Below are 26,767 nucleotides of genomic sequence, written 5' to 3' on the forward strand. Positions count from 1 at the left end.
GAACAATGACGGCCCAGAGTGCGGAAGTCGTGTACGGAAACTGTATGCGGATACCGCACCCTCCACGTGCAAACGAGCTTTTGCCCTGCACGAAAGATTTTGGAAAGCGATGCGACCATGACCAAGAAAACACCTTTCACTTCCCGTTCGGATTTCGATGAAGCAGCTCTGTTCTTCCACCGTTATCCGAAGCCCGGAAAGCTGGAAATTCAGGCGACAAAGCCACTTGGCAACCAACGAGATCTGGCGTTAGCTTATTCTCCCGGCGTAGCCGCTCCCTGCCTCGCAATCCACGAAGACCCGGCAACTGCCGCCGAATACACCGCTCGCGGCAATCTCGTTGCCGTCGTGTCAAACGGCACTGCGGTTCTCGGCCTTGGTAACATTGGTGCGCTTGCTTCCAAACCGGTCATGGAAGGTAAAGCTGTCCTTTTCAAAAAATTCGCCGACATCGACGTGTTCGACATTGAAATCGACGCGCACGAAATCGGTCGCATCGTTGATGTTGTTGCCGCTTTAGAGCCGACTTTCGGCGGCATCAACCTTGAAGACATCAAGGCACCGGAGTGCTTCGAAGTTGAAGAACAGCTTCGCGCGAAAATGAACATTCCGGTTTTCCACGACGACCAGCACGGCACAGCGATCATCGTTGCTTCGGCGGTGTTGAACGGTTTGGAACTTGCCGGCAAGAAAATCGGGGACGCCAAGATCGTTACATCGGGCGCTGGCGCTGCTGCCCTTGCCTGCCTCAATCTTCTCGTCAATCTCGGCGCGAAACGCGAAAACATCTGGGTCTGTGATCTCGAAGGCGTTGTCTACGAAGGCCGTAACACGCTGATGGATCGTTGGAAGGAAGTTTACGCCCAGAAGACTGACGCGCGCGTTCTGGCCGATGTCATCGGTGGTGCTGACGTCTTCCTCGGCCTGTCGGCTGCTGGCGTGCTGAAGCCTGAACTTCTGAAACAGATGGCCGAAAAGCCACTCATCATGGCCCTTGCCAATCCGAAGCCGGAAATCATGCCGGAAGAGGCTCGTGCGGCCCGCGCCGACGCCATGATCTGCACCGGACGTTCGGATTATCCGAACCAGGTCAACAACGTTCTCTGCTTCCCCTATATCTTCCGCGGCGCACTCGATGTCGGTGCGACTGCAATTAACGAAGAAATGAAGTTGGCGGCTGTTCGCGCAATTGCCGCTCTTGCCCGCGAAGAGCCTTCGGATGTCGCAGCACGCGCTTATTCCGGCGACACACCCACTTTCGGACCAGACTACATCATTCCATCGCCATTCGATCAGCGCCTGATTCTGCGTATCGCCCCGGCAGTGGCCAAAGCGGCCATGGAAACAGGCGTGGCGACACGCCCGATCGAAGACATGGAAGCCTATCTCGATCGTCTGAACCGCTTCGTCTTCCGCTCCGGCCTCATCATGAAGCCGGTTTTTGCTGCCGCCCGCGCCCAGGAAAAACCAAAGCGCGTCATTTATGCAGATGGTGAAGATGAACGCGTGCTCCGCGCTGCTCAGGTAGTCATTGAAGAGCGTATCGCAGCTCCGGTTCTCGTCGGACGCCCGCAGGTTATCGAAACACGCTTGCGCCGCTACGGCCTCAAGATTCGTCCGGGAACGGATTTCGAACTCATCAATCCGGAAGACGATCCGCGCTATCGCGACTATGTAGACCTTTATCTGTCCTACACCGGCAGGCAGGGCGTCACACCGGAAGCTGCACGCACCATCGTCCGCACGAACTCGACCGCAATTGCCGCTCTCGCGGTTATGCGCGACGAAGCAGACGCCATGATCTGCGGTCTTGAAGGTCGCTTCGAACGCCACCTCCGTGTCGTACGGCAGATTATCGGCAAGGTTCCCGGTATCCGAGACTATTCCGCCTTGAGCCTGCTCATCTCGCAGCGTGGCGCCCTCTTCCTCACAGACACTTATGTCAACGTCGAACCGGGCGCGAACGAGATCGCCGAAATGGCAATTCTTGCCGCAAAGGAAATCAGCCGCTTCGGTATTGAGCCAAAGGCTGCCCTAGTATCCCATTCGAATTTCGGGTCGAAAGAATCAGCCAGCGCCGAAAAGATGCGTGAAGCAGCGGCAATTCTTGCCGAGAAGGCGCCTGAGCTGGAATCCGATGGCGAAATGCACGGCGACTCTGCTCTCTCTCAGGCTCTGCGCGATCGTGTGTTCCCGAATTCGCGCCTGAAGGGCGAAGCCAATCTTCTTGTCTTCCCCAACCTTGACGCTGCAAACATCACGCTGAACGTAGTCAAGATGGTTACAGATGCGCTGCACGTGGGTCCAATCCTGCTCGGCGCGGCACGTCCGGCACATATTCTGACGCCATCCGTCACCTCGCGTGGCGTCGTCAATATGACAGCACTGGCAGTTGTTGAAGCCTTGCAAAAATCAGGAGAGACTCTTCGCAAGAAGAAGTAATTTAACAACAACTAAGTTAGATAATTATAACATAAGTTTAAATAACGGCGAGTATATTTAAATATACTCGCCGTTAGTATTTAATTTACTATATTTTTTAAACATGATATCGCCAGCATCGTTATCGAGGTTATCATGTCTTTTATTTCAATTAATTCTAATAGATCGCTGACTTACTCAGTAGTCTTGATATTTTCGGGAATATTGGCTGGCTGTACAACTATACGCCCTCCAGAATTATGCACGCCTGCCGAGCAGATACAGCTTAAGAAGCAACTTCGCGTCACCCAGTCACTCCTTGATCGCAAGGAAGCAGAGCTTTCTCAGATGAGAAAGACCTCGGCTCAGAATCGTTGCGTCGGGATCCTGTTTACACCTGCTGTCAAATCCGCGCAGTGCACGAAATTGCTGACCAGAACAGATCATCTGGTAACCGAAACACAGACTTTGCGCGAACGCGTCAATGAGCTGAATATGGCGCTTGCCGGACGTCCGTCTCCGTCCAAACATGTCAAATTGTGCAAGGCCTCCTGGGTGGTGTCCCCTAAGAAACCTCAGTCGAAAACTGTCCACGTACCACAGCGGAAGTCCAGAGGCATCGCCAAGCCGAGCGCCGAGATGGCCAACTCAATTGCATTGCCTGCCTATGAAACTCCCGCTCCTGTCGAAACAGAGAAAGTGGATTACACGTCGTCTGCAACGGTGCAGACCTCGAATACCACACCAGCCTATGTTGCACCTGTCGCAACGACACCGCCTGTGGAACGCCCCTATACGGCAAACGCAAAAGTCAGGGTCGTCGGGTCAGGGTTCTTTCCGGACCAATCAACACCAGCAAGTCAGCCAACTCCGGCCCATGCGCCTGCCCCGTAAGCGCCAGTCGCAAGGGCATGAAAAGGTTCTTGCCCTTGCGCCCAGTTGCAGCCTTCACTGCTTCGGTCCAGACTTTCCATGTCTGATGATCCCAGGGAGTTGGTGGCAAAAGGGCAAAAGCCTCTTCCAGGAAAACACGATCCTCTTCTGATAGGTCCGGCGTTTCTGGCAGATCACCGTCAACGATAGACCACCAATGTACCGCATCCTTGAAGCGGTCGAGATTTCCTCGCACCGCCTGCCAAAACGGCTCAGCCTTCTCGCCGCAAATGCCCATGGCAGCCAGACGTGGCTGGGCTTCTGAAAACGGCATCTCGTGCAGCAGGGCACGATTGAGCGTGTCCAGTTCCGCAGGATCGAACTTTGCCGATGACTTCGATATGGATGCCAGATCGAAACGTCCGGCGAGACTTTCCATATTGGGTGCCGCCGAAACATTTTCCGAGGTGCCGATCAAAATCGCCAACGAGGCCACTGCCATCGGTTCGAACCCGGCGTCGCGCAGCGATCCGACAGACAGTGCGCCGGTTCGCTTTGAAAGCCCCTCGCCCGAAATTGTCGTCAGTAGATTGTGGTGCCCAAAAACCGGAGCCTTGGCCCCCAGTGCCTCGAAAATAGCAATCTGCACACCGGTGTTGGTTACGTGGTCGTCACCGCGAATGATGTGCGTGACACCGAGATCAATATCATCCACCACCGACGGCAAGGTATAAAGATAAGTGCCGTCTTCACGCACCAGCACAGGATCGGACATAGAGGCCAGATCGACAGTCTGCGGGCCCCGAACAAGGTCATCCCAATGAACCTCCGTGCGCTGCGTATCAAACGGATCAGCTTCGAAATTCGGCAGCAGGAAACGCCAGTGCGGCTTGCGCCCTTCAGCTTCAAACGCAGCTTTCTCATCTTCAGTGAGTTTTAAACCTTCGCGGCCATATACCGGCGGCAGACGACGTGCGAGGCGCAGTTTGCGGCGACGCTCCAATTCATCAGCCGTTTCATAGCAAGCATAAAGCAAACCAGCCTGTTTGAGCTTCTCTACCGCCTTGCCATAAACATCAAAACGCTTCGACTGATATTCGACGCGATCAGGTTTGACACCGAGCCAGTCAAGATCGACTGCGATTGCCTGTGCGTATTCTTCTTTGGAGCGTTCAACATCGGTGTCGTCATAGCGCAGAATGAACTTGCCGCCATTCTTCTGTGCGAAAAGCCAGTTTGAAAGCGCTGTGCGCGTATTACCAATATGGATATAGCCCGTCGGCGACGGAGCAAAACGAACGGTTGCGGTCATCTTATTGTCTTTCAGCGGTCGCGGAAGCGGTTCGTTATAGGGTAGCGGCGATCGCGTCCGAAATTCTTCTTGGTAATTTTAACACCGGGCGCCGATTGTCGGCGCTTGTATTCAGCCAGATAGAGCAAATGTTCGATCCGTTGAACGGTTTCGAGCGGATGCCCGCGTTTAGCAATCTCGGTGTTGCTCATTTCGTTTTCGACAAGGCATTCAAGAATATCGTCCAGAACCGGATAAGGTGGCAGACTATCCTGATCCGTCTGGTTTTCACGCAGTTCAGCAGACGGCGCCTTGGAGATGATGTTGTGCGGGATCACCTCACCCGATGGTCCGAGTGCGCCGTTCGGAACATGACTGTTGCGCCATTCCGACATCGCATAGACCTGCATCTTGTAGACGTCTTTGATCGGATTGAACCCGCCATTCATGTCGCCATAAAGCGTCGCATAGCCTACCGACATTTCAGACTTGTTGCCGGTGGTGACAACCATCGAACCGAACTTGTTTGAAACAGCCATCAGAATGGTGCCGCGTGCGCGGCTTTGCAGGTTTTCTTCGGTAACGCCGCTCTCGGTGCCTTCAAACAGCGGATGCAGCGCTTCAAGAAAGCCTTCAACTGGCGCAGAGATCGGAACAATATCGTACCGAACACCGAGCGCTTTTGCACAATCGGCTGCGTCTTTCAGAGATTCATCGGATGTATAGCGGTAAGGCAGCATGATGCAGCGCACGCGATCCTTACCCAATGCATCGACGCCGAGAGCCGCGCAGATTGCCGAATCGATACCGCCCGAAAGCCCGAGCACCACATCCTTGAAACCGTTCTTGTTCACATAATCCCGCAAGCCCAGCATGCAGGCGGAATAATCAGCTTCAAGCCCTTCAGGAAGATTAGCCTTTTCGCCTTCGTCACAGCGCCAGCCGTCATTCTCTCTGCGCCAAACGGTCAGCGTGATCTGCTCCTCAAACTGAGGCATTTGCAGACAGAGCGACCGGTCAGTGTTGAATGCAAACGATCCACCATCGAAAACCAGTTCATCCTGTCCGCCAACCTGATTGGCATAGACCATCGGTAACTCGGTTTCGATCACCTGCTTCAGGACAACCTGATGGCGCCGGTCCATCTTCGCACGATGATAAGGCGAACCATTCGGTACAAGCAAAATCTCTGCGCCGCTCTCAGCCAGCGTTTCCGCCACACCGAGTTCGCCCCAAATATCTTCACAGATTGGAATCCCTATGCGAACACCACGGAAATTGACTGGCCCAGGCATTGGGCCTGCCTGAAATACGCGCTTCTCGTCAAACTCGCCATAGTTGGGCAGATCGACCTTGAACCGTTCGGCAATGATCTCGCCGCCATCCAGAACCGCGATAGAGTTGTGCAGACCGCTTTCACGGCTAAGCGGCGTGCCGATAATGACGCCTGGTCCGCCGTCGGCAGTGTCGCTCGCCAGCGCACGAACAGCCTTTTCACACGCAGCAAGAAAAGATGGTTTCAGAACCAGATCTTCCGGCGGATAGCCGGAGATGAACAATTCTGTAAACAAAATGAGATCGGCCTTCATCCTGGCCGCCTCAGCGCGTGCCGCGCGTGCCTTGGTCAGATTTCCGGCGATATCGCCCATGATGGGATTAAGCTGCGCAACGGCAATACGGAGCATGGCAAGATTCTCATGAGAGGCTAACATGCCCAAGCTTTAGCGCGCTTGGGCAAGCAAATGCAACGGATGCAATCAACAGACTACTCTGTTTGTCAGGCCAAATAGGTATTGGCGAGGATATAGCCCCAGATCGCGACGACGAACACAATGGAAATCAGAACAGCAAGAGAACCGCAGTCCTTCGCAATCTGAATTTCCTTGTGAAAATCCCGCGAGACGGCATCACACGTTGCCTCGATACCAGTGTTCAACACTTCCACGAGGATGAGAAACAAGATCGAGCCAGTCATGAAGAGGAAAGCGAGCCATGTCGGCGCAAGGAAAAAAGCCACCGGCAGAGACAGAAGAAACAGCACAAGCTCCTGTTGGACGGCCTTTTCATGTCCTGCGAGGTACTTCAGTGCTCGCATGGAATTAAGAAAGGCCAGGAAAATGCGCTGCATCATTACCCTCAATCAAATTGGTTACAGCTTGGCCCGAAAATCAGAGCCAATTTTCTGAAAGCATAAAGCGTCCTTTATGCATCCATTCAGACACATGCCGCTCCAAGGCAATCAATAGGTGAGTTTCCCCGAAATGCAACAGGGCGGAGATCGAAACCTCCGCCCTGCAAGCTCTAGAATGTTGGAAACCGGTCAGGCACTCGCAACCTGTTTGTCCGCACCGGCATCGCGCTCCTTCTTGAGGAGTTCGGCCAGCAAAAACGCGAGTTCCAGTGCCTGATCGGCGTTGAGACGTGGATCGCAATGCGTGTGGTAACGATCGTGCAGATCTTCTGCCGAGATCGCACGCGCGCCGCCCGTGCATTCCGTCACATTCTTGCCGGTCATTTCGACATGGATACCACCCGGATGCGATCCTTCAGCGCGATGGATCGCGAAGAAGGACTCCACTTCCTTGAGGATACGGTCGAACGGACGCGTCTTGTAGCCACCGGCAGTGATCGTATTGCCGTGCATAGGATCGCATGACCATACGACCTTGCGACCTTCCTTCTCGACAGCACGGATAAGCTGCGGCAGATGATCACCAACCTTGTCGTAGCCAAAGCGCGCAATCAACGTCAGGCGCCCTGCTTCGTTTTCCGGATTCAGAAGATCGATAAGGCGGATGAGATCATCCGGCTGCAGCGACGGCCCACACTTGAGACCGAGCGGATTCTTGATTCCACGGCAGTATTCGATATGCGCATGGTCAGCCTGACGTGTGCGATCACCGATCCAGATCATGTGGCCGGACGTGCCGTACCAATCGCCGGACGTCGAGTCCACACGAGTCAGCGCTTCTTCAAAGCCAAGAAGCAGCGCTTCATGGCTGGTGTAGAAATCGGTTTCACGCAGCGAATGATTGCTGTCAGCCGTGATCCCGATTGCACGCATGAAGTTCATGGTCTCGGAAATACGCTGCGCCAAAGCTGCATAGCGCTCTGCCTGCGGGCTCTTGCCGACAAAGCCGAGCATCCACTGGTGAACGTTCTCCAGATTAGCGTAACCGCCCTGGGCGAATGCCCGCAGCAGGTTAAGCGTAGCCGCCGACTGGCGATATGCCATGTCCTGACGCTGCGGATCCGGAATGCGCGATGCCGCGTCGAACTCGATACCGTTGATGATGTCACCACGGTAGGACGGCAGTTCCACACCATTCAGCGTTTCCATGTCCGATGAACGTGGTTTGGCAAACTGACCGGCGATACGACCGACCTTCACGACGGGCTTCGACGCACCGAATGTGAGTACAACGGCCATCTGAAGAAAGACGCGGAAAAAGTCGCGGATGTTATCCGCGCCATGTTCAGCAAAACTTTCAGCACAATCGCCGCCCTGGAGCAGAAATGCCTTGCCTTCCGCCACTTCAGCCAGTTGCTGCTTGAGCTTGCGTGCTTCACCTGCAAAAACCAGCGGCGGATAGGTGCGAAGACGAGCCTCAACGTCGTTCAGAGCCTGTGCGTCTGGATAAAACGGCACTTGCTTGATCGGTTTGTTTCTCCAGGAATGCGGGGTCCAGTTCTTCGTCATTTGAGCACCTGTTTGCTTCTATCCGCTCGATTTCTCTCGGATTATATCCTCCTTACACGAATGCCGGAATCCCTTAACGGACAGCTCGCATCTGACAAAGATGACAGTCTGCCCCGGAAAACCGGCCTGCGTGGTCGCGCTGATATAATGCAGGCCGAGACTTTATGCCAGCAATAATCGTTAACCGGAGAAACCGGTCGCGAAAGAGTTAGTCGTCGACTTTCTCACCATTCACGACGCGATAGGTCGGCTTGTACATGGTGACCAGTTCTTCGGCCGCAGTCGGATGAACCGCCATCGTGCGATCGAAATCATCCTTGGTCGCACCAGCCTTGAGGGAAATACCCAGAAGCTGAGCCATTTCACCGGCATCTGGCCCCATGATATGCGCCCCGACCACCCTGCGGCTCGCGGCATCAACGATGAGCTTCATCAGCATTTTTTCATTGCGGCCGGAAAGCGTGTTCTTCATAGAGCGGAACAGCGCTCGGTAAACCTCAAGTTCCGGATACTTCTTCGCAGCCTCATCTTCCGGCAAACCGACCGTGCCAATTTCTGGCTGAGAGAACACCGCCGTCGCAATCAATTCATGGTCGGGCTTCGTCGGATTGTCCTTGAACGCCGTTTCGAGAAAGCACATGGCTTCGTGAATTGCCACCGGCGTCAGCTGGACGCGGTTCGTAACATCACCGACGGCCCAGATATTCGCGACATTGGTACGCGAATAATCATCGACCGGAATTGCGCCAAGCTCATCCATCTTGACGCCAGCTCTCTCTAGCCCAAGACCCGTCGTGTTGGCCTTGCGCCCGATCGCCATCATTGCCTGACCGACTTCCAATGTATCGCCATTGTTCAACACGATTTTCAGATTACCGTCGGACTGCTTCTCGATTTTCTCGAAAACCGCTTCGCAAATGATACGGATACCTTTTGCTTCCATGGTTTCATGCAAAAGATGGCGCAAGTCCGGGTCGAAACGGGAGAGGATTTCCTTGCCTCGATACACGAGTGTCGTTTCGACGCCAAGGCCGTGGAATATGTTCGCGAACTCAACAGCGATATATCCGCCACCCGCAATGGCAATCGCTTTCGGCAGCTCAGCGAGATGAAACGCTTCGTTGGAGCTGATGCAATATTCATGTCCGTGCATGGATTCGGGCATGCTCGGATGACCGCCGGTCGCAATCAATATCTGGTCTGCAGTAACGCGACGACCGTCTGCCTTCAGCTCGACAGTATGTTCATCGATCAATTCGGCGCGGCTGGCAAAAATTTCGACATCGGAATTCTGGAGGCCCTTGGTGTAGAGCCCTTCAAGCCGGGCAATTTCTTTGTCCTTGGCATCGATCAGCTTTTTCCAGTCAAACGTCGATGTGCCGACATCCCAACCATAGCCGGCTGCATCCTCGAAATGCTCAGGAAACTGCGAAGCATAGACGAAGAGTTTCTTCGGTACGCAGCCACGAATAACGCAGGTTCCGCCCATGCGATATTCTTCTGCAAGACCGACCTTTTTGCCCATGGCCCCAGCGAGACGCGCTGCCCGAACACCGCCAGAACCACCGCCGATAACAAAAAGATCATAGTCGAAGCCGGTCATGGGATTCTCCAGTAAACATTAGGTTGGCTGTTATGTAAGCAAAAGAAAAAGCCCGGCCAAGGGACCGGGCTTCCAAATTCCTCGTTACCGCAAAAATTACTGCTGCGCAGGCTGTGCCGGAGCTGCAGCAGCGCCAGCCTGTGCCGCCAGAACCTCAGCTACGCCGGTCGCCAGATCACGAGCGATGCCATTCTGCCAGATATTTGCTGCTTTCACGACTTCACGCGTCACAATCGGGCCTTCGGACAGAAGCTTCTTGCCTGCAGGCGACGTATAGAATGCTGCTATGGCTTTGAGTTCGTCTTCGGAAAATGCTTTTGCATAGGCGCGAGCGGATTCGGTTTCGAGATCAGCACGGCGGGAAGCAAGAGCGAGAGCCTTGTCATCGACAGTCTTCGTGATCAGGGCTTCCAGATTCGGATCTTTCTGGATCAGTTCACCCTTGAGGGAGCGCGCTGCGTTCGGCAGAATTTCGTCGAACTGCTCAGTAGCACTAATCGCAGAAATAGCGGCACGGGCAGCTTCCAGATGAGCTTCAGTGATTTCCTGTGCCGAAGCTGCATGAATGCCCGACATCAGTACGAGCGCGGAAAACGGTGCAATCAGACGGCGAAAGCCAGTTGCCGGGATCATAAGGTCAGTACTCCGTTCAATCAGTTCAAGACCGGTTCATGGTGCGGATGCCGTCGTTGCCGGCAACCACTGCCGCACGCGCCAGTCCGATGAAAAGTCCGTGCTCGACAACGCCTGGAATTGCGAAGAGAGCGTCAGATAGTGTCTTTGGATCGGGAATGCGGCCAAAAGATGCATCCACGATATAATGCCCACCATCTGTTACGAAGGGTGAGCCATCTTTTAAACGCAGTGCCAGTGGGCCTGCAAGACCACACTTCGCAGCTGCCTCTTCAATCGCGTGCATGGTAGCACCGAGACCGAAGCGATTGACTTCTATAGGCAGTGGAAAACGCCCAAGCGCCTCAACTACCTTTGAGCTGTCGGCAATAACGATCATTGCGTCAGATGCCGCAGCCACGATCTTTTCACGAAGAAGCGCTCCACCGCCGCCCTTGATGAGCGAAAGGTTGGTATCGACTTCATCGGCACCATCCACGGTAAGATCGAGATGAGGCGTTTCATCGAGCGTCGTAAGCGGAACCCCGAGTTCCTCGCAAAGTTTTGCGGTGCGTTCGGAAGTAGGCACTCCAATGATCTTGAAGCCGTTGCTTACCTTGTCGGCAAGCAGGCGCACGAATTCCTCGGCTGTCGAACCAGTACCAATCCCCAGACGCATTCCGTCCTTGACGTGCGTGAGCGCTTCTGCGGCGGCTGCGATTTTCAGCTTGCGAGCTTCGTCCATACTTGAATTCCCGATATTCCCCTGCGGATTCTCATTGTGGTCCGGTTCGCCTCTAGCATGCGGACGCGGCACAACAAAGCGCCTATTCGAACTATGACGCAGAATTTCGGTTTTTAGAGCGCATCCCGATCGCGAGGTTGAGCCGAAGTCGACAATCAGATAGGACTTCCTTATTCCCCATTTCACACACGAGAAGCTAATGTCTGCTGCCAACCCCAAGCCCATCATCGTTTTCGATCTCGACGGAACCCTTGTCGACACAGCACCAGACCTTCTCGACAGTCTCAATCACTGCCTCGCTATATCGGGCCTGAAAACAGCAGATCGTGAATCGTTACGCAGATTCGTAGGGCAAGGCGGGCGCGTCATGATCGAGCGTGCTTTCGCTGCGCAGAAGAAACAGGCTGACGAAGCACTGCTCGACAACCTCGTGGAAGAGTTCCGCGAACATTATGCGGATCACATGCCGGGACATTCAACCTTTTTCCCAGGCGTTGTGGAAGCAATGGACCGCTTCTCGGCAAGTGGCTACGAGTTGGCAGTTTGCACGAACAAATTTGAGGCCTTGTCGGTAAAACTCCTGACTTCCATGGGTGAAGCCGAACGATTTGCTGCAATCTGCGGAGCCGATACATTTGCTTATCGCAAGCCTGATCCGCGCCATCTCACCGAGACCATTGTACGGGCTGGTGGCAATCGTGAACGGGCAATCATGGTCGGGGATAGCCGAACCGACATCGACACCGCAAAAGCTGCAGGCATCCCCGTTGTTGCCGTCGACTTTGGGTATACCGATCTTCCCGTGCAGCATTACGATCCAAGCCGTGTGATTTCGCATTTTGACGAGTTCACTCTCGAAATGGCCGAACAGCTCATCGATGCGGTCACCGATCCCGTATAAAGGGAGAATGGTAAATGATTACGCAGCGTTTTCTTATATTTGGCTTTGTTTTCTTAGCCACGGTATCAACAGCGTCTGCGAACGACGGATCGCCGGGACTGCCCGGCGTTCAGGCTCAAAAACCCATTGTGACCGCCCCGCCGCCTGCTCCCGAACCGGAACAGGCACCAAGCGGTAACTGGAAAAATTTTCGTGTTGGCAATACTGACGTTTCGGTCTCTGGAAGCATCACGATTGATGTCGGCACCAAGAACAGCCGGACGTCCGGTCGTTAATTGCGAGAGGATCGCACCAATGCCGACAGGACAGCAGGTATCTGAGCAGGCAAATCTTCCGCAATAAGTCCATGGCCAAAGCGTCGCGCGGCGTCCGCATGCATCCACACGGAAGCACAGGCCGCTGCAAATGCGGGCATCCTTTGAGCAAGCAGGCCGCACACAATTCCCGTCAAGACATCGCCTGATCCTGCAGTGGCGAGCAGCGGGGTTCCATTGGCATTGACCACTGCCAGACCACCCGGTTCTGCGATCACGGTATCGGGACCTTTATATATAAGGACTGCGTTAGCACGCCTTGCAGCCTCGCGAGCCTTTTCGATCTTTGATGTCGAACTCTTTGCTATATCTGGAAAAAGCCGCCGGAACTCTCCCTCATGTGGTGTAAGCACAAGAGCAGTCTTTATGCCCTGTCGCTTATCGAAAAGCTCAGCTGGATTCTGCTCAAAGGCCGTAATCCCGTCGGCATCAAGAACCAAACCATGAAACCCCTCAGCCTCACCGCTTGCGAGAAACAGGGCGTGCTCACGCGCGAACGCGGGATTTCCATAGCCCGGACCGAGTACCGCTGCTGCGACCTTACGTTCGGCAAAGAACTGTCGAACATCCCTCAAACCACGGGTTTCACGGATCATGATACTGGTCAAATGCGTGGCATTGACCGTCATAGCATCGGGTGGAGACAGAAGTGTTACCGCACCCGCTCCACTACGGGCCGCAGCGAGGGCTGATAAGCGTGCGGCACCTGTCGAATGAGCGCCACCGGAAAACACGGCTGCATGGCCGCGACTATACTTATGGGCCTCAACGCCAGATACTGGCAGGGCGCTTGCCCAAAGGTCTGGAGCATTCTCGAATGCATGCGGTACGATCGCCGCGAGCATGTGATCGGGAATGCCGATATCGGCCGCATGAAGTACACCGCAATGCGCCCTTCCCGGTTGTAGCAAATGGCCGGGTTTCTTGCGAAAGAACGTAACTGTTGCTCGTGCACGGATCGCCGTTCCGAGGATATGGCCGCTTTCACCGGATATGCCACTAGGTAAATCAACCGCCACAACCGGCACATCAGAAGTGTTCACAGCATCAATCGCGATGGCTTCAGCTCCGTGAACATCGCGAGCGAGGCCAGCGCCGAATAATGCATCGATTACGCCACCGAAACTCGCGACCGAAAATTCACCGAAGTTCGAGACAGGCCCCTTATAGAACAACGACGCACGCATGGCATCGGAGCCTTTCCTCGGGGGAGCGGATGCGAAGCACACAACTTCCAAACCCGCTTCCAGCAGAAACTGCGCGGCGATGTAACCGTCGCCACCATTGTTGCCAGGCCCGCACAGAACAGCAACTGGAGCATTGCGAGGAAACATCCGCTGTGCAACCTCTGCGACGGCTCGGCCTGCAGCAAGCATCAGTGAGAAACCATCCTTGATACCAGTCTCGATCGTCTGGCGATCCGCTTCTGCCATTTCCTGCGGGGTCAGCAACTCGTACATCGCGTACCTTCTCAATACGGGGTCTCATTGTGATTAAATACGCGGCACCGGACTTTATGCAAGCTTGCCCTCTTTTGATGCACAATGACTAATTTTTAGACAGATAAACCAGAATGATAGTGCCTATTTCATACCCGTCAGCAGAGTCCCGCTTGCACAAGCGTCATGAATAGTGCCACTCTGCCTGCGGATGAACGAAATCGAAGAAATTATTTATACAGACTTCAAACTGGCACACTTCATGCTTCTCTATTGGTGAAACGGGCACAATGTCCATTTCCGTAGAAGAGCGGAGACCATTCTCTGATGAAAAAGATCGAAGCCATCATTAAGCCCTTCAAGCTGGATGAAGTGAAGGAAGCCCTTCAGGAAGTCGGCTTACAGGGGATCACTGTCATCGAAGCCAAGGGCTTCGGACGACAGAAAGGTCATACCGAGCTTTACCGCGGCGCCGAATATGTCGTCGACTTTCTTCCCAAGGTGAAAGTTGAAGTCATCGTCGCAGACGAAACCGTGGACAGCGCCATCGAAGCCATCCGCAAGGCTGCCCAGACGGGACGCATCGGCGACGGCAAGATTTTCGTCTCCAACATCGAAGAAGTTATCCGTATCCGCACCGGTGAATCCGGCGTGGATGCAATCTGATAATACCTGCGTACAATCCATCGTCGTGCAAACAGGGAATTAAAATGACGACTGCCAACGATATTCTCAAACAAATCAAAGACAACGACATCAAGTTCGTCGACCTTCGCTTCACCGACCCGAAGGGCAAACTGCAGCACGTTACGATGGATATCGGCCTCGTCGACGAAGAAATGTTTGTCGACGGCGTGATGTTCGACGGCTCTTCCATCGCCGGTTGGAAAGCCATCAATGAATCCGACATGGTTCTGATGCCGGATCCGACGACGGCCCATATCGACCCGTTCTTCGCTCAATCCACGCTGGTCATCCTTTGTGACATTCTTGACCCGATCTCGGGTGAAGCCTATGGCCGCGATCCGCGCACGACTGCAAAGAAGGCGGAAGCCTACATGAAGTCGCTCGGTATCGGCGACACGGTCTATGTCGGTCCGGAAGCTGAATTCTTCGTCTTCGACGACGTGAAGTACAAGGCTGACCCGTACAATACCGGTTTCAAGCTCGACTCGACCGAACTGCCGTCGAACGACGATACCGAATATGAAACAGGCAATCTCGGCCACCGTCCGCGCGTCAAGGGCGGCTATTTCCCGGTACCGCCGATCGACAGCGCGCAGGACATGCGCTCGGAAATGCTGACCGTCCTCACCGAAATGGGTGTCACGGTTGAAAAGCATCACCATGAGGTTGCTTCCGCACAGCACGAACTCGGCGTGAAATTCGATACGCTGGTCCGCAACGCCGACAAGATGCAGATCTACAAGTATGTCGTGCATCAGGTTGCCAATGCCTATGGCAAGACCGCAACCTTCATGCCGAAGCCGATCTTCGGTGACAACGGTTCGGGCATGCACGTCCATTTCTCGATCTGGAAAGAAGGCAAGCCAACCTTCGCTGGTAACGAATATGCCGGCCTGTCGGAAAACTGCCTTTACTTCATCGGTGGCGTCATCAAGCACGCCAAGGCCGTGAATGCCTTCACCAACCCGTCGACCAACTCTTACAAGCGTCTGGTTCCGGGTTACGAAGCCCCGGTTCTGCTTGCCTACTCGGCTCGCAACCGTTCGGCTTCGTGCCGTATTCCATTCGGCAATTCGCCGAAGTCCAAGCGTCTGGAAGTTCGTTTCCCTGATCCGGCGGCAAACCCGTATCTGTGCTTTGCTGCCCTGCTCATGGCTGGTCTTGACGGCATCAAGAACAAGATTCATCCCGGTCAGGCCATGGACAAGGATCTTTACGATCTGCCTGCCAAGGAACTGAAGAAGATTCCGACCGTCTGCGGTTCGCTGCGTGAAGCACTGCAGTCGCTCGATAAGGATCGTGAATTCCTCAAGGCTGGCGGCGTGTTCGATGACGATCAGATCGACAGCTTCATCGAACTCAAGATGGCCGAAGTGATGCGTTATGAAACGACGCCGCATCCGGTCGAGTACGACATGTACTACTCGGTTTAAGAAAGCTGCGCGGGCGTTAATGCGTTCGCGCCATTTCTTTTGCTCTTACCGAGGGGAACGACGCACAACACTTGATGATTGCGCGCGCAAAAGAAACCCCGGCATTGCCGGGGTTTCTTTATTAGATCAATGCGATAAGTCTGATATTTAAAGTGCTTTGAGCACGCGCGCCGCCATCATCATTTCAATTTCGCGGTTTTCTCGCCGCTCTATGGCTTCCGCGTCCGAACCCCAATGCTCGATAGTCCAGTCCTCATCAATATGAGCCAGATTCCAGCCTTGCTCTGCTGTTATTTCACCCTTTGCGATAGCAAGTGCAATAATCGCTGACCCGGTCAGCGTCGTCATTGTATGCAGTGATGCCAGCGCGATTGGGTCTTTGAAACCAGCCAGATGAACACCGAATGCCGCGATGGCTTCCCGAGGCTGTTCAACGTGCATCACACCTTCGGCAAGTGAAAAACGTGCGCCAAGGCCTTCCATCCAATCGATCAGCGGATCCCATTGCTCGGTCTGCCGGGAAACGAGTTCCTGCGGACTATCGGCGCGATAGCAAAGCATATCCGTGCCCGCGAAACGCAAAATGTCCTCAAAAACTGCCTGTGGATCCTGCGCAATCCCGTCAATCGCTGTGTTGACGAGACGGGTCGCAGGCATTTTCCCTGGGTCGATAACCTTTTCCTGAGCGGTGAATTCATCCGCTACAATCTGGGCCGCCGCCTTGGTCGGCAACAGCAGCAGATTGCGAGCCGGCGTCTTGACAGGGCGACCATCCAGATGGACGGCAAAGCCGCCTTCAACTTCCGCCACTTCTGCCTTTTCGTAGAAGCGTTTAGGCAGTTGCGCCAGCATCTGCTTTTGTGCCCGCACGATCGGGTTTTCGTCCGAAAGCTGCTTTCCTGCCTCAAGATCACTCAAAATATCACGCATAGATTTGTCCAGTTCAGTGTCGCTGACTTGGTGGAAGGCTCAACAACTAGAGAACCTGTTCGTCCATACCTTGCAGCAATGCATGGAGTTCAGATGGCGTGTCCAGAATGTGATGGGCGCCAGATTCAATCAGTCCCTGTCGGTTATGATACCCCCAGGAGACGCCCACCGCCATAGCCGCCGCCGCGCGTGCCATCTGCATATCATAAACAGCATCACCGATAACAATTGTCTGGCTGGGTTCTATCCCCATTTCCGCACAGGATTCAAGCACCATGGCCGGGTGCGGTTTCGACGGGCAATCGTCAGCAGTACGCGTCACCACGAAATGATGCCCGATGCCATGACGTTCGAAAACAGAGCGGACGCCGCGCTGGGATTTTCCGGTCACTATGCCAAGCAGAAGATCGTCCCTCGCCCCGAGCTCCGTCAGAAGCGGCATAATTCCATCGTAGAGCGGCTCCGTGAAATCGGGCGCCTGTCGCAACATCACAAAGTTTTCCTTGTAGCGTTGCGTCAACCAATGCACCTGCTCATCCGGCTCGCGATCCAGAATCTTAGCAATAGCCAGATGCAGCGACAGGCCGATGATCGAATGCGTTTCCTCGATTCCGGGAGGTTCCAGACCGGCATCTGCGAAGCTCGTAGCCATGCATCTGTGAATGAAGTCACCGCTGTCGACCAGCGTACCGTCGCAATCGAAAAGGACCAGTTTCATCGGGCGTTGGTGACCTTTGCCGGCTTGTTGATAATCATCAGTCCGCAACCAATCAGCGCAAGAGCCGCGAATATTTTCCAGCTCAGAGGCTCATTCAGGATCAGACCGCTCAATAAAACGCCGAAAGCGGGCGTGAGAAAGGCGAAATTAGAAAGTTTCGATGCCGGATAACGGCGCACCATCCAGAACCAGAGCGGATAGGTGAATGCCACCACGAATATCGCCTGAAAGAGAAACGCCGATATGGACAAGGCATCCGGGCTACGAAGCAATGGGCCGCTCAACGCGATGAATGGCAGCGGCACCAGTGTCGCGACCACCAGCTGGTAGAGAAGCGTCTTTTCTGGAGCCGTATAGGCAAGCCGGGTTCGCTTGATAACCAGCGTGGTAAGTCCCCACAGCACACCTGACACCAGCGCAAGCATATCGCCATAGATGGCGTACGGCCCCGGTCGGCTGACATGATCGGAGAAGACGAGAAACACACCCAGAAAGGCGATACACATGCCAACGAAGGCCCGGACAGACATCCGCTCGCCGAGAAGGAAATGACTGCCAATCGCGACCCAGAACGGCATGACGTTCATCATGAGTGTGACGCGCCCAACGCTCGTCAGCTCCATCGCCAGAAAAATCAGGACGAATTCGCTTCCGAACAACAGCCCGGCGGCAATTCCGGCCCAGAGCGTGCCATCACGCTTGAAAAGCGGAATACGGCGCCAGTAACACCAGAGAAAAACGCACAAGCCACCGAGCGCAGCACGCCCCGCTGCCATCAGCATGGGATTGAACCCTCGATTGCCGATCTTGATGGCAACCTGATTGAGCCCCCAGCTGAACATGATGAACATGACCAGCATGATGGCCAGTCCATCGAACGAAACTCGTCCCTCGGACGATCCCCCCGCTTCGCCTGACATTTTTAATCTTCCGCACTTTCCTCATCAAAGCCGAGCAGGTTCCACGACTGAACCATATGCGGCGGCAGTGGCGCGGTCACATCGATAGTACCGCCCGACGGGTTTGGAATACGAATACGGCGCGCATGAAGATGCAGACGTTTTTGTATACCGCCCGGGAATTCCCAATTTTGGTCAGCTTCAAAATACTTTGGATCACCGATGATAGGATGACCGATATAGGCCGCATGAACGCGCAACTGATGGGTTCTGCCGGTATAAGGCTCCATCTCCAGCCAGGTCAGATTGTTCCCTGCCTTCTCAATGATGCGATAATATGAGACAGCGTGATCGGAATCCGGCTCACCATGCTGGCAAACACGCATCTTGTCGCCATCCGGTGTCTGTTCCCTGACCAGCCAGGTGGAAATTTTGTCTTCGCGCTTGCGTGGAACGCCTTTGACCAAAGCCCAATAGGTCTTTTTGGTGTCGCGTTCACGGAAGGCGGTGGTCAACGCCTGCGCTGCGCCCCGCGTACGAGCAACGACAAGCACGCCCGATGTGTCACGGTCGATACGATGCACAAGACGCGGTTTTTCGCCCTTCTTGTTGCGCCATGCCTCCAGCATTCCATCAACATGACGCGATACGCCTGAACCGCCCTGCACGGCGAGACCTGCAGGCTTGTTGAAAACATACACTTTCGGGTCTTCATAAAGAAGCATCTGCGAAAGCACGTCGCCGTCCTGCTGACTGCGGATTGTGCGCGCCGTGACCGGGCCGACGGCCTTTTCATCGACGCCAAGAGGTGGAATACGAACAGTCTGTCCGGCCTGAATACGCGTATCTGCCTTGGCCCTTGAGCCGTCGATACGAACTTGCCCCGACCGCAGAAGCTTCTGCAGATGGCCGAAACCCAGCCCCGGATAATGGACCTTGAACCAGCGGTCGAGCCGCATGCCCGCCTCGCCTGTATCCACAATCTTCTGTTCAACGCCTGCCATGGAGAAACCCGATCAACTCTTGCTATTGCGGTGCGTACGCGCGCGCCGGTCATTAAGTCCTGTCAATAGACGCGAGTTCCGACGATTGCTAGGCGGAATTCCTGAAAACTGCAATTTGGCTGCTTTAGCCGAAACTGGTCCAGCAATCCCTAAAGAATTCCATTTCGACTACTGAATCTTCACACTCGGTTACACACGTTCTTAATTTATGGTCGATCTTGACACCCAATCGCCACTTCTTGTCGTCATCAGATATTGATAGAACTAAGGGGCTATACCATTTAGTCCCGTGAAATAGAACGAGCGGGAGTGCGAAAGTGTCATTGCTCAAAATCTACTGGCGAGCCATGGAATACCTTGCGGTCGAAAAGACTGCAACGATTACCATGTGTGTCGCCAGCGTGCTGGTTGCCCTGGTCACACTTGCCGAACCTATTCTGTTCGGTCGGGTCATTCAGGCTATCTCCGATAAGGGCGACATCTTCTCGCCTCTTGCGATGTGGGCTGCGCTTGGCGGCTTCAACATCGTTGCTGCAGTCTTCGTGGCGCGCGGAGCCGACCGCCTCGCACACCGCCGTCGTCTGGGCGTGATGATCGATTCTTATGAGCGTCTCATCACTATGCCGCTTTCGTGGCACCAGAAGCGCGGTACATCCAACGCACTCCACACGCTGATCCGCGCAACAGACTCGCTTTTCACGCTCTGGCTCGAATTCATGCGCCAGCATCTGACGACCGTGGTTGCTCTGGCAACGCTCATTCCGGTTGCAATGAGCATGGATATGCGCATGTCGCTGGTGCTCATTGTGCTCGGTGTCATCTATGTGATGATTGGCCAGCTCGTCATGCGCAAGACCAAGGATGGTCAGACCGCTGTCGAAAAGCATCACCACAAGCTGTTCGAACATGTGAGCGATACGATCAGCAACGTCTCGGTTGTGCAGAGCTATAACCGCATTGCGTCGGAAACCCAATCTCTGCGTGATTATGCCAAGAACCTGGAGAAGGTACAGTTTCCTGTTCTCAATTGGTGGGCGCTGGCCAGCGGCCTGAACCGCATGGCATCGACCTTCTCAATGGTGGTGGTTCTCGTTCTCGGCGCTTACTTCGTTACCAAAGGCCAGATGCGCGTCGGCGATGTAATTGCCTTTATCGGCTTTGCACAGCTGATGATCGGTCGTCTCGACCAGATCAGCGCCTTCATCAACCAGACCGTTACGGCACGCGCCAAGCTTGAAGAGTTCTTTCAGATGGAAGATGCCACGGCTGATCGTCAGGAGCCCCAGAGCGTCTCAGACCTGAACGACGTCAAGGGCGACATCATTTTCGACAATGTAACCTTCGAGTTTCCGAACTCCGGCCAGGGCGTCTATGATGTATCGTTTGAAATCAAGCCGGGACAGACGGTGGCCATCGTCGGCCCAACCGGTGCAGGCAAGACGACGCTCATCAATCTGTTGCAGCGCGTCTTTGATCCGGCAGCTGGCCGCATCACGATCGACGGAACAGATACGCGTACCGTCAGCCGTCGTTCGCTACGTCACGCCATCGCAACCGTCTTTCAGGATGCAGGCCTGTTCAATCGATCGGTCGAGGAGAATATTCGTGTCGGTCGTGAAAGCGCCACGCATGAGGAAGTGCATGCTGCAGCATGTGCCGCAGCAGCCCACGACTTCATTCTGGCCAAGAGCGATGGCTACGATACGGTTGTCGGCGAACGCGGCTCACAGCTTTCGGGCGGTGAACGTCAGCGCCTTGCGATTGCGCGCGCAATCCTGAAGGATTCGCCGATCCTCGTTCTGGATGAAGCCACCAGTGCGCTTGACGTTGAAACCGAAGAGAAGGTGAAGCAGGCGGTTGACGATCTCAGCCACAACCGCACGACCTTCATCATTGCTCACCGTCTTTCTACAGTCCGCTCCGCCGATCTGGTCCTTTTCATGGACAAGGGCCATCTGGTCGAAAGCGGCAGCTTCGATGAACTGGCCGCACGCGGCGGTCGCTTTACCGACCTTCTTCGTGCTGGCGGCCTCATGCTGGAGGACAAAGCGCCCAAAGCTGTTGAGGGTAGCAATGTGATGCCGTTCCCGTCCAAGGGCGCAGTGGGCTAAATCAAAGAGCTTTCAAATGAAAAGCCCGCGATGATCTCATCGCGGGCTTTTTTCTTCATGGCCTAAAATCTAAAACGGTACGTCGAAGCGGAGTCCATCATATCCCGGTTCGACATTACCCGGTGTCTCACGCATGACGGTCTCGTAATCGAGTGGAACGTGCATATGCGTGAGAATGGCGCGCTTGGGCGCCAGCTTCTCGATCCATTCCAGCGCTTCGCCAAGCGAGAAATGGCTTGGATGTGGGCGGTATTGCAATGCATCGATGACGAGCACGTCGGCCCCGCCCAAATACTTGAGGCTTGTTTCAGGGAAAGCGCTCACATCGGTGCAATAAACAACAGATCCGATACGAAAGCCGAGCGATTCAATATCGCCGTGCACCTGACTAAACGGCTCGAAGCGGATTGGGCCACCCGCTCCCGATATGGAAAACGGCGTCTCCGGAGCAATGTCGTGCATGCTGAGGATCGGCGGGTAGCTCGATCCGGCAGGTGTTTCGAAACAATAGCCAAATGCCTCGAAGAGCCGGTTCCGCGTCAATCGATTGGCATAGACATCCATGAGACGACGATTTTCAACGACATATGTGCGAAGATCGTCGACACCGTGAATATGGTCAGCATGCGGATGTGTATAAACAGCCGCATCGAGGCTGTGTGCGCCTGCATCAATCATCTGAGCACGGAAATCCGGCCCGGTATCGATCACAACTGTTGTGCTGTTACCTGTATCGTCAAATCGCTCAACCAATAGCGATGCGCGACGACGTTTGTTTCTCGGATTATTGGGATCGCAACTGCCCCAATCGCCATTGATACGCGGCACGCCGGGCGACGAACCACAGCCCAGAACCGTGAAACGCAGGCAATTTTTGGGGGGAGTCACGCTCAATCTTCCCCCTTACAATGCCAGTGTAGGCCGAGGCATCTTGGAAAACAGCCTGAACACATTGTCGCTCGTGATACGCGCGACTTCGTCATTGCTCACGCCAATTGTCTCAGCCAGCACGGCCGCCGTATGCTGCACGAAAGACGGTTCGTTACGCTTGCCCCGGTGCGGCAACGGAGCAAGGAACGGCGCATCCGTTTCCACCAGCAGGCGGTCACGCGGAACGATGGTCGCTATTTCACGGATCTCCGGTGAGTTCTTGAAAGTCAGAATCCCTGAGAAAGAAACATAACCGCCGAGCGCGATGCCCTTTTCAGCCAGAGCACGACCGGAAGAGAAGCAGTGCAGGATAAACGGAAAAGCGCCCTTCTCCGTCTCACGCTCCAGTATCTCGGCCATATCCTCATCCGCACTGCGGGCATGAATGACTAACGGCAACTGAGTCCGACGCGCCGCCTCGATGTGTACGAGGAAACCTTGGCGCTGCGCTTCCGGTGGGGCATAGTCGTAGTGATAATCGAGACCCGCCTCGCCTATGGCGACAACCTTCGGATGTTCCGAAAGACGCACGAGATCATCAGCCGTAATGTCGAGTTCTTCATGCGCATTGTTCGGATGGGTACCGACCGAGCAATAAACGGAATCATAGGCTTCCGCGATCGCACGGATCGTATCGAATTTCTTTACCCTCGTGGAAATCGTCACCATGCGCCTAACTCCGGCATCCAGAGCGCGCTGAACAATATCATCACGCTCCGGTTCAAAGTCGGCAAAGTCGAGGTGACAATGACTGTCGACAAGCATCATTGAACTCAGTTCTGTTCTTCTGTTTCCACATAGCGCGGAAATACCGGCTGCGGGGCTGGCAGATCGGCACCCCCGACAAGCTGGCTTGCCGTAACGTCAGAGAACTGACGCTTGTCGGCAGGAATTGCCAGTATGTCGAGAAGCTTTTCTGCCGACTGCGGAATGAACGGCTGCACCATAATGCCGACACGGCGAATGACTTCAGCTGTTACATAAAGGACAGTGCCCATGCGTGCAGGATCGGTCTTGCGCAGAGCCCAAGGCTCCTGCCCTGCGAAGTAACGATTGGCTTCCGCAACGACGGCGAAGATCGCGCCGAGCGCCAGATGCAGCGCTTGGTCGTCCATAGCTTTACGCGCCGTTTCCAGCGCCGCATCGGCCTGATCGAGAATGGCTTTATCCGCGTCGGAGAATTCACCCGGAACCGGAACCTTACCTTCGCAATTCTTGGCGATCATCGACAGCGAACGCTGCGCCAGATTACCGAGATCATTGGCCAGATCGGCATTGGTGCGGTTGACGATGGCGTCATGACTGTAGCTGCCGTCCTGACCGAATGGTACTTCACGCATCAGGAAATAGCGCAGCTGATCGAGCCCATAACGTTCAACGAGACCGAAGGGATCGATCACATTGCCAAGGGACTTCGACATTTTCTCGCCGCGGTTGAACAGGAAGCCATGTGCGAAAACCCGCTTCGGCAGCGGAATACCAGCAGACATCAGGAATGCAGGCCAATAGACGGCGTGAAAGCGCGAGATATCCTTGCCGATGATATGTGCATCGGCAGGCCAATAACCCCACTTTTCATCCGAAGTATCAGGATAGCCAAGAGCAGTAATGTAATTGGTCAGGGCATCGACCCAGACATACATGACGTGTTTCTCGTCACCCGGCACCGGAATGCCCCAGTCGAATGTCGTACGCGAAATCGACAGGTCCTTCAGACCCGACTTTACGAAGCTCACGATCTCGTTGCGACGTTCCGCAGGCATGATGAAGCCCGGATTCTTCTCGTAAAGATCGAGCAATTTGTCCTGATAGGCTGAGAGACGGAAGAAATAGCTTTCTTCCTCAACCCATTCGACAGGAGTCCCTTGCGGACCGTAGCGCACACCATCCTCGCGGACTTCCGTTTCCTCTTCGCCGTAATAGGCTTCGTCACGCACGGAATACCAGCCGGCATATCCACCCTTGTAGATATCGCCATTGTCAACCATCGCTTTCCAGATAGCCTGGCTCGCCTTGTAATGGCGCTCTTCCGAGGTGCGAATATAGTCGTCATTCGAGCTGTTCAGCACATCCGCCATCTGGCGGAACGCAGCCGTATTGCGATCTGCGAGCTCGCGCGGCGTAATGCCTTCCTTGCGCGCGCTCTGCAACATCTTGATGCCGTGTTCGTCCGTACCGGTCAGAAAGAAAACATCCTTGCCATTCAGGCGCTGAAAACGCGCCATTGCATCGGTCGCGATCAACTCATACGCGTGGCCGATGTGCGGCTTTCCGTTCGGATAAGCAATCGCGGTGGTGATGTAATATTTTTCGCGGCTCATTATGGACCCGGTCTTTCGAAGTTTGAAAGCGCGCCTGAATGATTAGCAGACACACGAGGAGAAAATTATCAGCGGTGACATAACGCATGTCAGCGGCCATGTCACGCAAGCGGAGGCTGACCGGAACGAAAAGCGCGATGCGTTTTTTCCAAAAGGATTACCACAGCTTGCCGGCGGTCGAGATTATAGGTTTCAGCATCCACGGTCTCGCGTACGAGATCACTCCAGAAACGCGACCAGCGATCTGCATCACGCAGTTGCCCTGCCTCCGCACGACGACGAGCTTCGATTGCAACCTGCCCAAGCAGATGATCACGGAACAGCTCATATTGAACCTCCGACTCACGACCATTCAATATGCCGCCGAGCGCCTGCGCTTTCGGCAAATCGAAATTTTGTCCTTCGAGAAGGGAATCGACAGTGTCGGAGATTTCGATACCGCCATTCGCTACCAGCAGAAGTGCCTTACGCACACTGCCTTCCGATCGCTGGAGCAGTGTTTGCGTAACAGCATCAGCCTGCATTCCGACACCGGGACCGACATGTGCCAAGGCATCCGTCAACCCAGCATCGTCGAGTGGCTTGAAGCCGATGCTCTGGCAACGCGACCGGATTGTCGGGAGCAAGCGTCCCGCCGAATGGGAAATCAGGATAAAGAGCGCCCGTGCAGGAGGCTCTTCCAGGGTTTTCAGGAGTGCATTGGCGGCATTGCGGTTCATATCATCGGCAGGGTCGACAATAACGATGCGCCAAGCGTGGTCTGATGCCGTTCTGGTCAGAAAATGTGTAATCCGGCGGATTTCCTCCACAGGAATACCCGTTTTGAATTTCCCGGTCTTCTGATCGAATGGGCGATTAATATGCAGGACAGCGGGATGCATCCCGCCTGCAATCTGTCGCCAGAGCGGTCTTGCAAAATCCGGAACAGCAATATGCTCCGGCGCCTCGCTATTGTCGCCATGCGCCAGCATATGCCCTGCCAGGTGAAAAGCGAGCGTTGCCTTGCCGATCCCCTGCGCACCTTCAAAGAGCAGCGCATGATGCATACGCCCCTCGCGATAGGCTTGCGCCAAAAAGTCACTAATCTCCCGGTGCCCGGCAACATAATCACTTGCAGAAGGCTCTGGCACACCTTCAATGGAATCGTGCGCTTTAGGGACGTCGAGTTCCTCAATCACAACAACCCCCTTTCCTTCAAAGCACTATCAACCTCTTTTGCGACATCACTTGCAATCTGGTCTTGCAAGCGATCAGCATCGATCACCTTGCAGCGTTCAGGTTCCACCTCGGCGATTGCGAGAAAGGCTTGCCGTCGTGCCTCGTGCACAGCAATATCTTCCTTCTCGAATCGGTCCGCCGTCTCGCTACCGCGCCGTTTTCCAGCACGAGACAAACCCTTCTCTGCGGGAATATCGAGGATGATCGTCATGTCAGGCATGGCGCCATCGATCGCAATGCGCTCCACCGCCGCCATATAGGTTCTGTCGAGATTGCCGGTAACACCTTGATACGCACGACTTGAGTCGATGAAACGGTCACAGAGGACCACCCGCCCCTCATTCAGCGCCGGGCGGATAAGCTGGTCCACATGGTCTGCTCTTGCCGCCGCGAACAGAAGCGCCTCCATCGCTGCGCCGTAGTTCTCCGCATTGCCGCTCAATATGACATGGCGAATTGCTTCCGCACCAGGAGAACCACCCGGTTCTCGCGTGGTGACCGGATCGAAGCCGTTTGCCCGCAAATGCTTGGCCAGCAACGCAATTTGCGTTGATTTGCCCGCTCCTTCGCCGCCTTCGAATGTGATGAACAATCCCGACAAACCAACTTCCAAATGT

Annotated in this window: 24 protein-coding genes; 7 read left to right on the plus strand and 17 right to left on the minus strand. The window is 54.7% G+C overall.

Translation table 11 applies throughout. The features are described 5' to 3' along the window. Nucleotides 1-117 precede the first annotated feature (117 nt). Nucleotides 118-2,442, plus strand: a complete 2,325-nt coding sequence (locus LJ361_RS15895; protein ID WP_264811934.1) for an NADP-dependent malic enzyme — start codon at nucleotides 118-120, stop codon at nucleotides 2,440-2,442. Between the two features lie 135 nt (nucleotides 2,443-2,577). Then, the gene (locus tag LJ361_RS15900) at nucleotides 2,578-3,315 is read left to right on the plus strand and encodes a hypothetical protein (RefSeq protein WP_010660045.1); all 738 of its coding nucleotides are present in this window, start codon (nucleotides 2,578-2,580) and stop codon (nucleotides 3,313-3,315) included. Here the strand turns inward: LJ361_RS15900 and gltX are convergent. The 7 genes from gltX to rpiA form a co-directional block, all read right to left on the minus strand. Next, on the minus strand, nucleotides 3,233-4,606 hold the full coding sequence (gltX, locus tag LJ361_RS15905; protein ID WP_264811936.1) for a glutamate--tRNA ligase: 1,374 nt from the start codon (nucleotides 4,604-4,606) through the stop codon (nucleotides 3,233-3,235). The genes LJ361_RS15900 and gltX overlap by 83 nt on opposite strands. Nucleotides 4,607-4,617: 11 nt before the next feature. Continuing rightward, nucleotides 4,618-6,297: an NAD+ synthase gene (locus LJ361_RS15910; protein WP_010660043.1), complete on the minus strand. Its 1,680-nt coding sequence runs from the start codon at nucleotides 6,295-6,297 to the stop codon at nucleotides 4,618-4,620. 65 nt (nucleotides 6,298-6,362) lie between these two features. Next, on the minus strand, nucleotides 6,363-6,713 hold the full coding sequence (locus LJ361_RS15915; protein ID WP_010660042.1) for a diacylglycerol kinase: 351 nt from the start codon (nucleotides 6,711-6,713) through the stop codon (nucleotides 6,363-6,365). 192 nt (nucleotides 6,714-6,905) lie between these two features. Beyond that, the gene (locus LJ361_RS15920) at nucleotides 6,906-8,285 is read right to left on the minus strand and encodes a class II 3-deoxy-7-phosphoheptulonate synthase (protein ID WP_010660041.1); all 1,380 of its coding nucleotides are present in this window, start codon (nucleotides 8,283-8,285) and stop codon (nucleotides 6,906-6,908) included. Between the two features lie 208 nt (nucleotides 8,286-8,493). After that, nucleotides 8,494-9,888 (minus strand): glutathione-disulfide reductase, encoded by a 1,395-nt coding sequence (gene gor / locus LJ361_RS15925; protein ID WP_010660040.1) that lies wholly within the window; start codon nucleotides 9,886-9,888, stop codon nucleotides 8,494-8,496. A 96-nt stretch (nucleotides 9,889-9,984) separates the two neighbouring features. Further along, nucleotides 9,985-10,521 (minus strand): DUF2059 domain-containing protein, encoded by a 537-nt coding sequence (locus LJ361_RS15930; protein WP_010660039.1) that lies wholly within the window; start codon nucleotides 10,519-10,521, stop codon nucleotides 9,985-9,987. 25 nt (nucleotides 10,522-10,546) lie between these two features. Beyond that, on the minus strand, nucleotides 10,547-11,245 hold the full coding sequence (gene rpiA / locus LJ361_RS15935) for a ribose-5-phosphate isomerase RpiA (protein ID WP_010660038.1): 699 nt from the start codon (nucleotides 11,243-11,245) through the stop codon (nucleotides 10,547-10,549). Between the two features lie 199 nt (nucleotides 11,246-11,444). Between rpiA and LJ361_RS15940 the strand changes: the two genes are divergently transcribed. Further along, nucleotides 11,445-12,146 carry an HAD family hydrolase gene (locus tag LJ361_RS15940; RefSeq protein WP_010660037.1) on the plus strand — a complete coding sequence of 234 codons (702 nt, stop codon included), beginning with the start codon at nucleotides 11,445-11,447 and terminating at the stop codon, nucleotides 12,144-12,146. A gap of 14 nt (nucleotides 12,147-12,160) precedes the next feature. Beyond that, on the plus strand, nucleotides 12,161-12,421 hold the full coding sequence (locus LJ361_RS15945) for a hypothetical protein (RefSeq protein WP_010660036.1): 261 nt from the start codon (nucleotides 12,161-12,163) through the stop codon (nucleotides 12,419-12,421). Here LJ361_RS15945 and LJ361_RS15950 read toward each other — a convergent pair. Then, nucleotides 12,418-13,920 (minus strand): bifunctional ADP-dependent NAD(P)H-hydrate dehydratase/NAD(P)H-hydrate epimerase, encoded by a 1,503-nt coding sequence (locus LJ361_RS15950; protein WP_010660035.1) that lies wholly within the window; start codon nucleotides 13,918-13,920, stop codon nucleotides 12,418-12,420. The genes LJ361_RS15945 and LJ361_RS15950 overlap by 4 nt on opposite strands. A gap of 306 nt (nucleotides 13,921-14,226) precedes the next feature. Here LJ361_RS15950 and LJ361_RS15955 point away from each other — a divergent pair, with 306 nt between their 5' ends. Together LJ361_RS15955 and glnA are read left to right on the plus strand one after the other, a co-directional pair. Beyond that, a complete protein-coding gene (locus tag LJ361_RS15955; RefSeq protein WP_002964122.1) occupies nucleotides 14,227-14,565 on the plus strand; it encodes a P-II family nitrogen regulator in 339 nt (112 codons plus the stop codon). 44 nt (nucleotides 14,566-14,609) lie between these two features. Further along, nucleotides 14,610-16,019, plus strand: a complete 1,410-nt coding sequence (glnA, locus tag LJ361_RS15960; RefSeq protein WP_010660034.1) for a type I glutamate--ammonia ligase — start codon at nucleotides 14,610-14,612, stop codon at nucleotides 16,017-16,019. 147 nt (nucleotides 16,020-16,166) lie between these two features. Here glnA and LJ361_RS15965 read toward each other — a convergent pair whose 3' ends face one another. From LJ361_RS15965 to LJ361_RS15980, 4 genes are read right to left on the minus strand one after another with little or no spacing between them, the layout of a single operon-like run. Further along, nucleotides 16,167-16,949, minus strand: coding sequence for an ATP12 family chaperone protein (locus LJ361_RS15965; RefSeq protein ID WP_010660033.1), 783 nt, complete (start codon nucleotides 16,947-16,949; stop codon nucleotides 16,167-16,169). A gap of 46 nt (nucleotides 16,950-16,995) precedes the next feature. Then, nucleotides 16,996-17,667: an HAD-IA family hydrolase gene (locus LJ361_RS15970; RefSeq protein WP_010660032.1), complete on the minus strand. Its 672-nt coding sequence runs from the start codon at nucleotides 17,665-17,667 to the stop codon at nucleotides 16,996-16,998. Beyond that, the gene (locus LJ361_RS15975) at nucleotides 17,664-18,587 is read right to left on the minus strand and encodes a DMT family transporter (RefSeq protein ID WP_010660031.1); all 924 of its coding nucleotides are present in this window, start codon (nucleotides 18,585-18,587) and stop codon (nucleotides 17,664-17,666) included. The genes LJ361_RS15970 and LJ361_RS15975 overlap by 4 nt, the downstream gene beginning before the upstream one ends. A gap of 2 nt (nucleotides 18,588-18,589) precedes the next feature. Further along, the gene (locus LJ361_RS15980; protein ID WP_010660030.1) at nucleotides 18,590-19,570 is read right to left on the minus strand and encodes an RluA family pseudouridine synthase; all 981 of its coding nucleotides are present in this window, start codon (nucleotides 19,568-19,570) and stop codon (nucleotides 18,590-18,592) included. A 317-nt stretch (nucleotides 19,571-19,887) separates the two neighbouring features. Here LJ361_RS15980 and LJ361_RS15985 point away from each other — a divergent pair, with 317 nt between their 5' ends. Continuing rightward, entirely contained in the window at nucleotides 19,888-21,681 is a 1,794-nt protein-coding gene (locus LJ361_RS15985; RefSeq protein WP_264812024.1) for a glucan ABC transporter ATP-binding protein/ permease, read from the plus strand. 69 nt (nucleotides 21,682-21,750) lie between these two features. Here the strand turns inward: LJ361_RS15985 and LJ361_RS15990 are convergent, their stop codons facing one another. The 5 genes from LJ361_RS15990 to tmk form a co-directional block, all read right to left on the minus strand. Beyond that, the gene (locus LJ361_RS15990; protein WP_010660028.1) at nucleotides 21,751-22,569 is read right to left on the minus strand and encodes an MBL fold metallo-hydrolase; all 819 of its coding nucleotides are present in this window, start codon (nucleotides 22,567-22,569) and stop codon (nucleotides 21,751-21,753) included. Between the two features lie 15 nt (nucleotides 22,570-22,584). Then, entirely contained in the window at nucleotides 22,585-23,376 is a 792-nt protein-coding gene (locus LJ361_RS15995; protein ID WP_010660027.1) for a TatD family hydrolase, read from the minus strand. 8 nt (nucleotides 23,377-23,384) lie between these two features. Beyond that, a complete protein-coding gene (metG, locus tag LJ361_RS16000; RefSeq protein WP_010660026.1) occupies nucleotides 23,385-24,932 on the minus strand; it encodes a methionine--tRNA ligase in 1,548 nt (515 codons plus the stop codon). A gap of 101 nt (nucleotides 24,933-25,033) precedes the next feature. Next, nucleotides 25,034-26,110 (minus strand): DNA polymerase III subunit delta', encoded by a 1,077-nt coding sequence (locus tag LJ361_RS16005; RefSeq protein WP_264812025.1) that lies wholly within the window; start codon nucleotides 26,108-26,110, stop codon nucleotides 25,034-25,036. Continuing rightward, nucleotides 26,107-26,751 carry a dTMP kinase gene (tmk, locus tag LJ361_RS16010; RefSeq protein WP_010660024.1) on the minus strand — a complete coding sequence of 215 codons (645 nt, stop codon included), beginning with the start codon at nucleotides 26,749-26,751 and terminating at the stop codon, nucleotides 26,107-26,109. The genes LJ361_RS16005 and tmk overlap by 4 nt, the downstream gene beginning before the upstream one ends. Between the last annotated feature and the right edge of the window lie 16 nt (nucleotides 26,752-26,767).

It is taken from the genome of Brucella sp. JSBI001 (assembly GCF_026014005.1).
Taxonomy (GTDB): domain Bacteria; phylum Pseudomonadota; class Alphaproteobacteria; order Rhizobiales; family Rhizobiaceae; genus Brucella; species Brucella anthropi.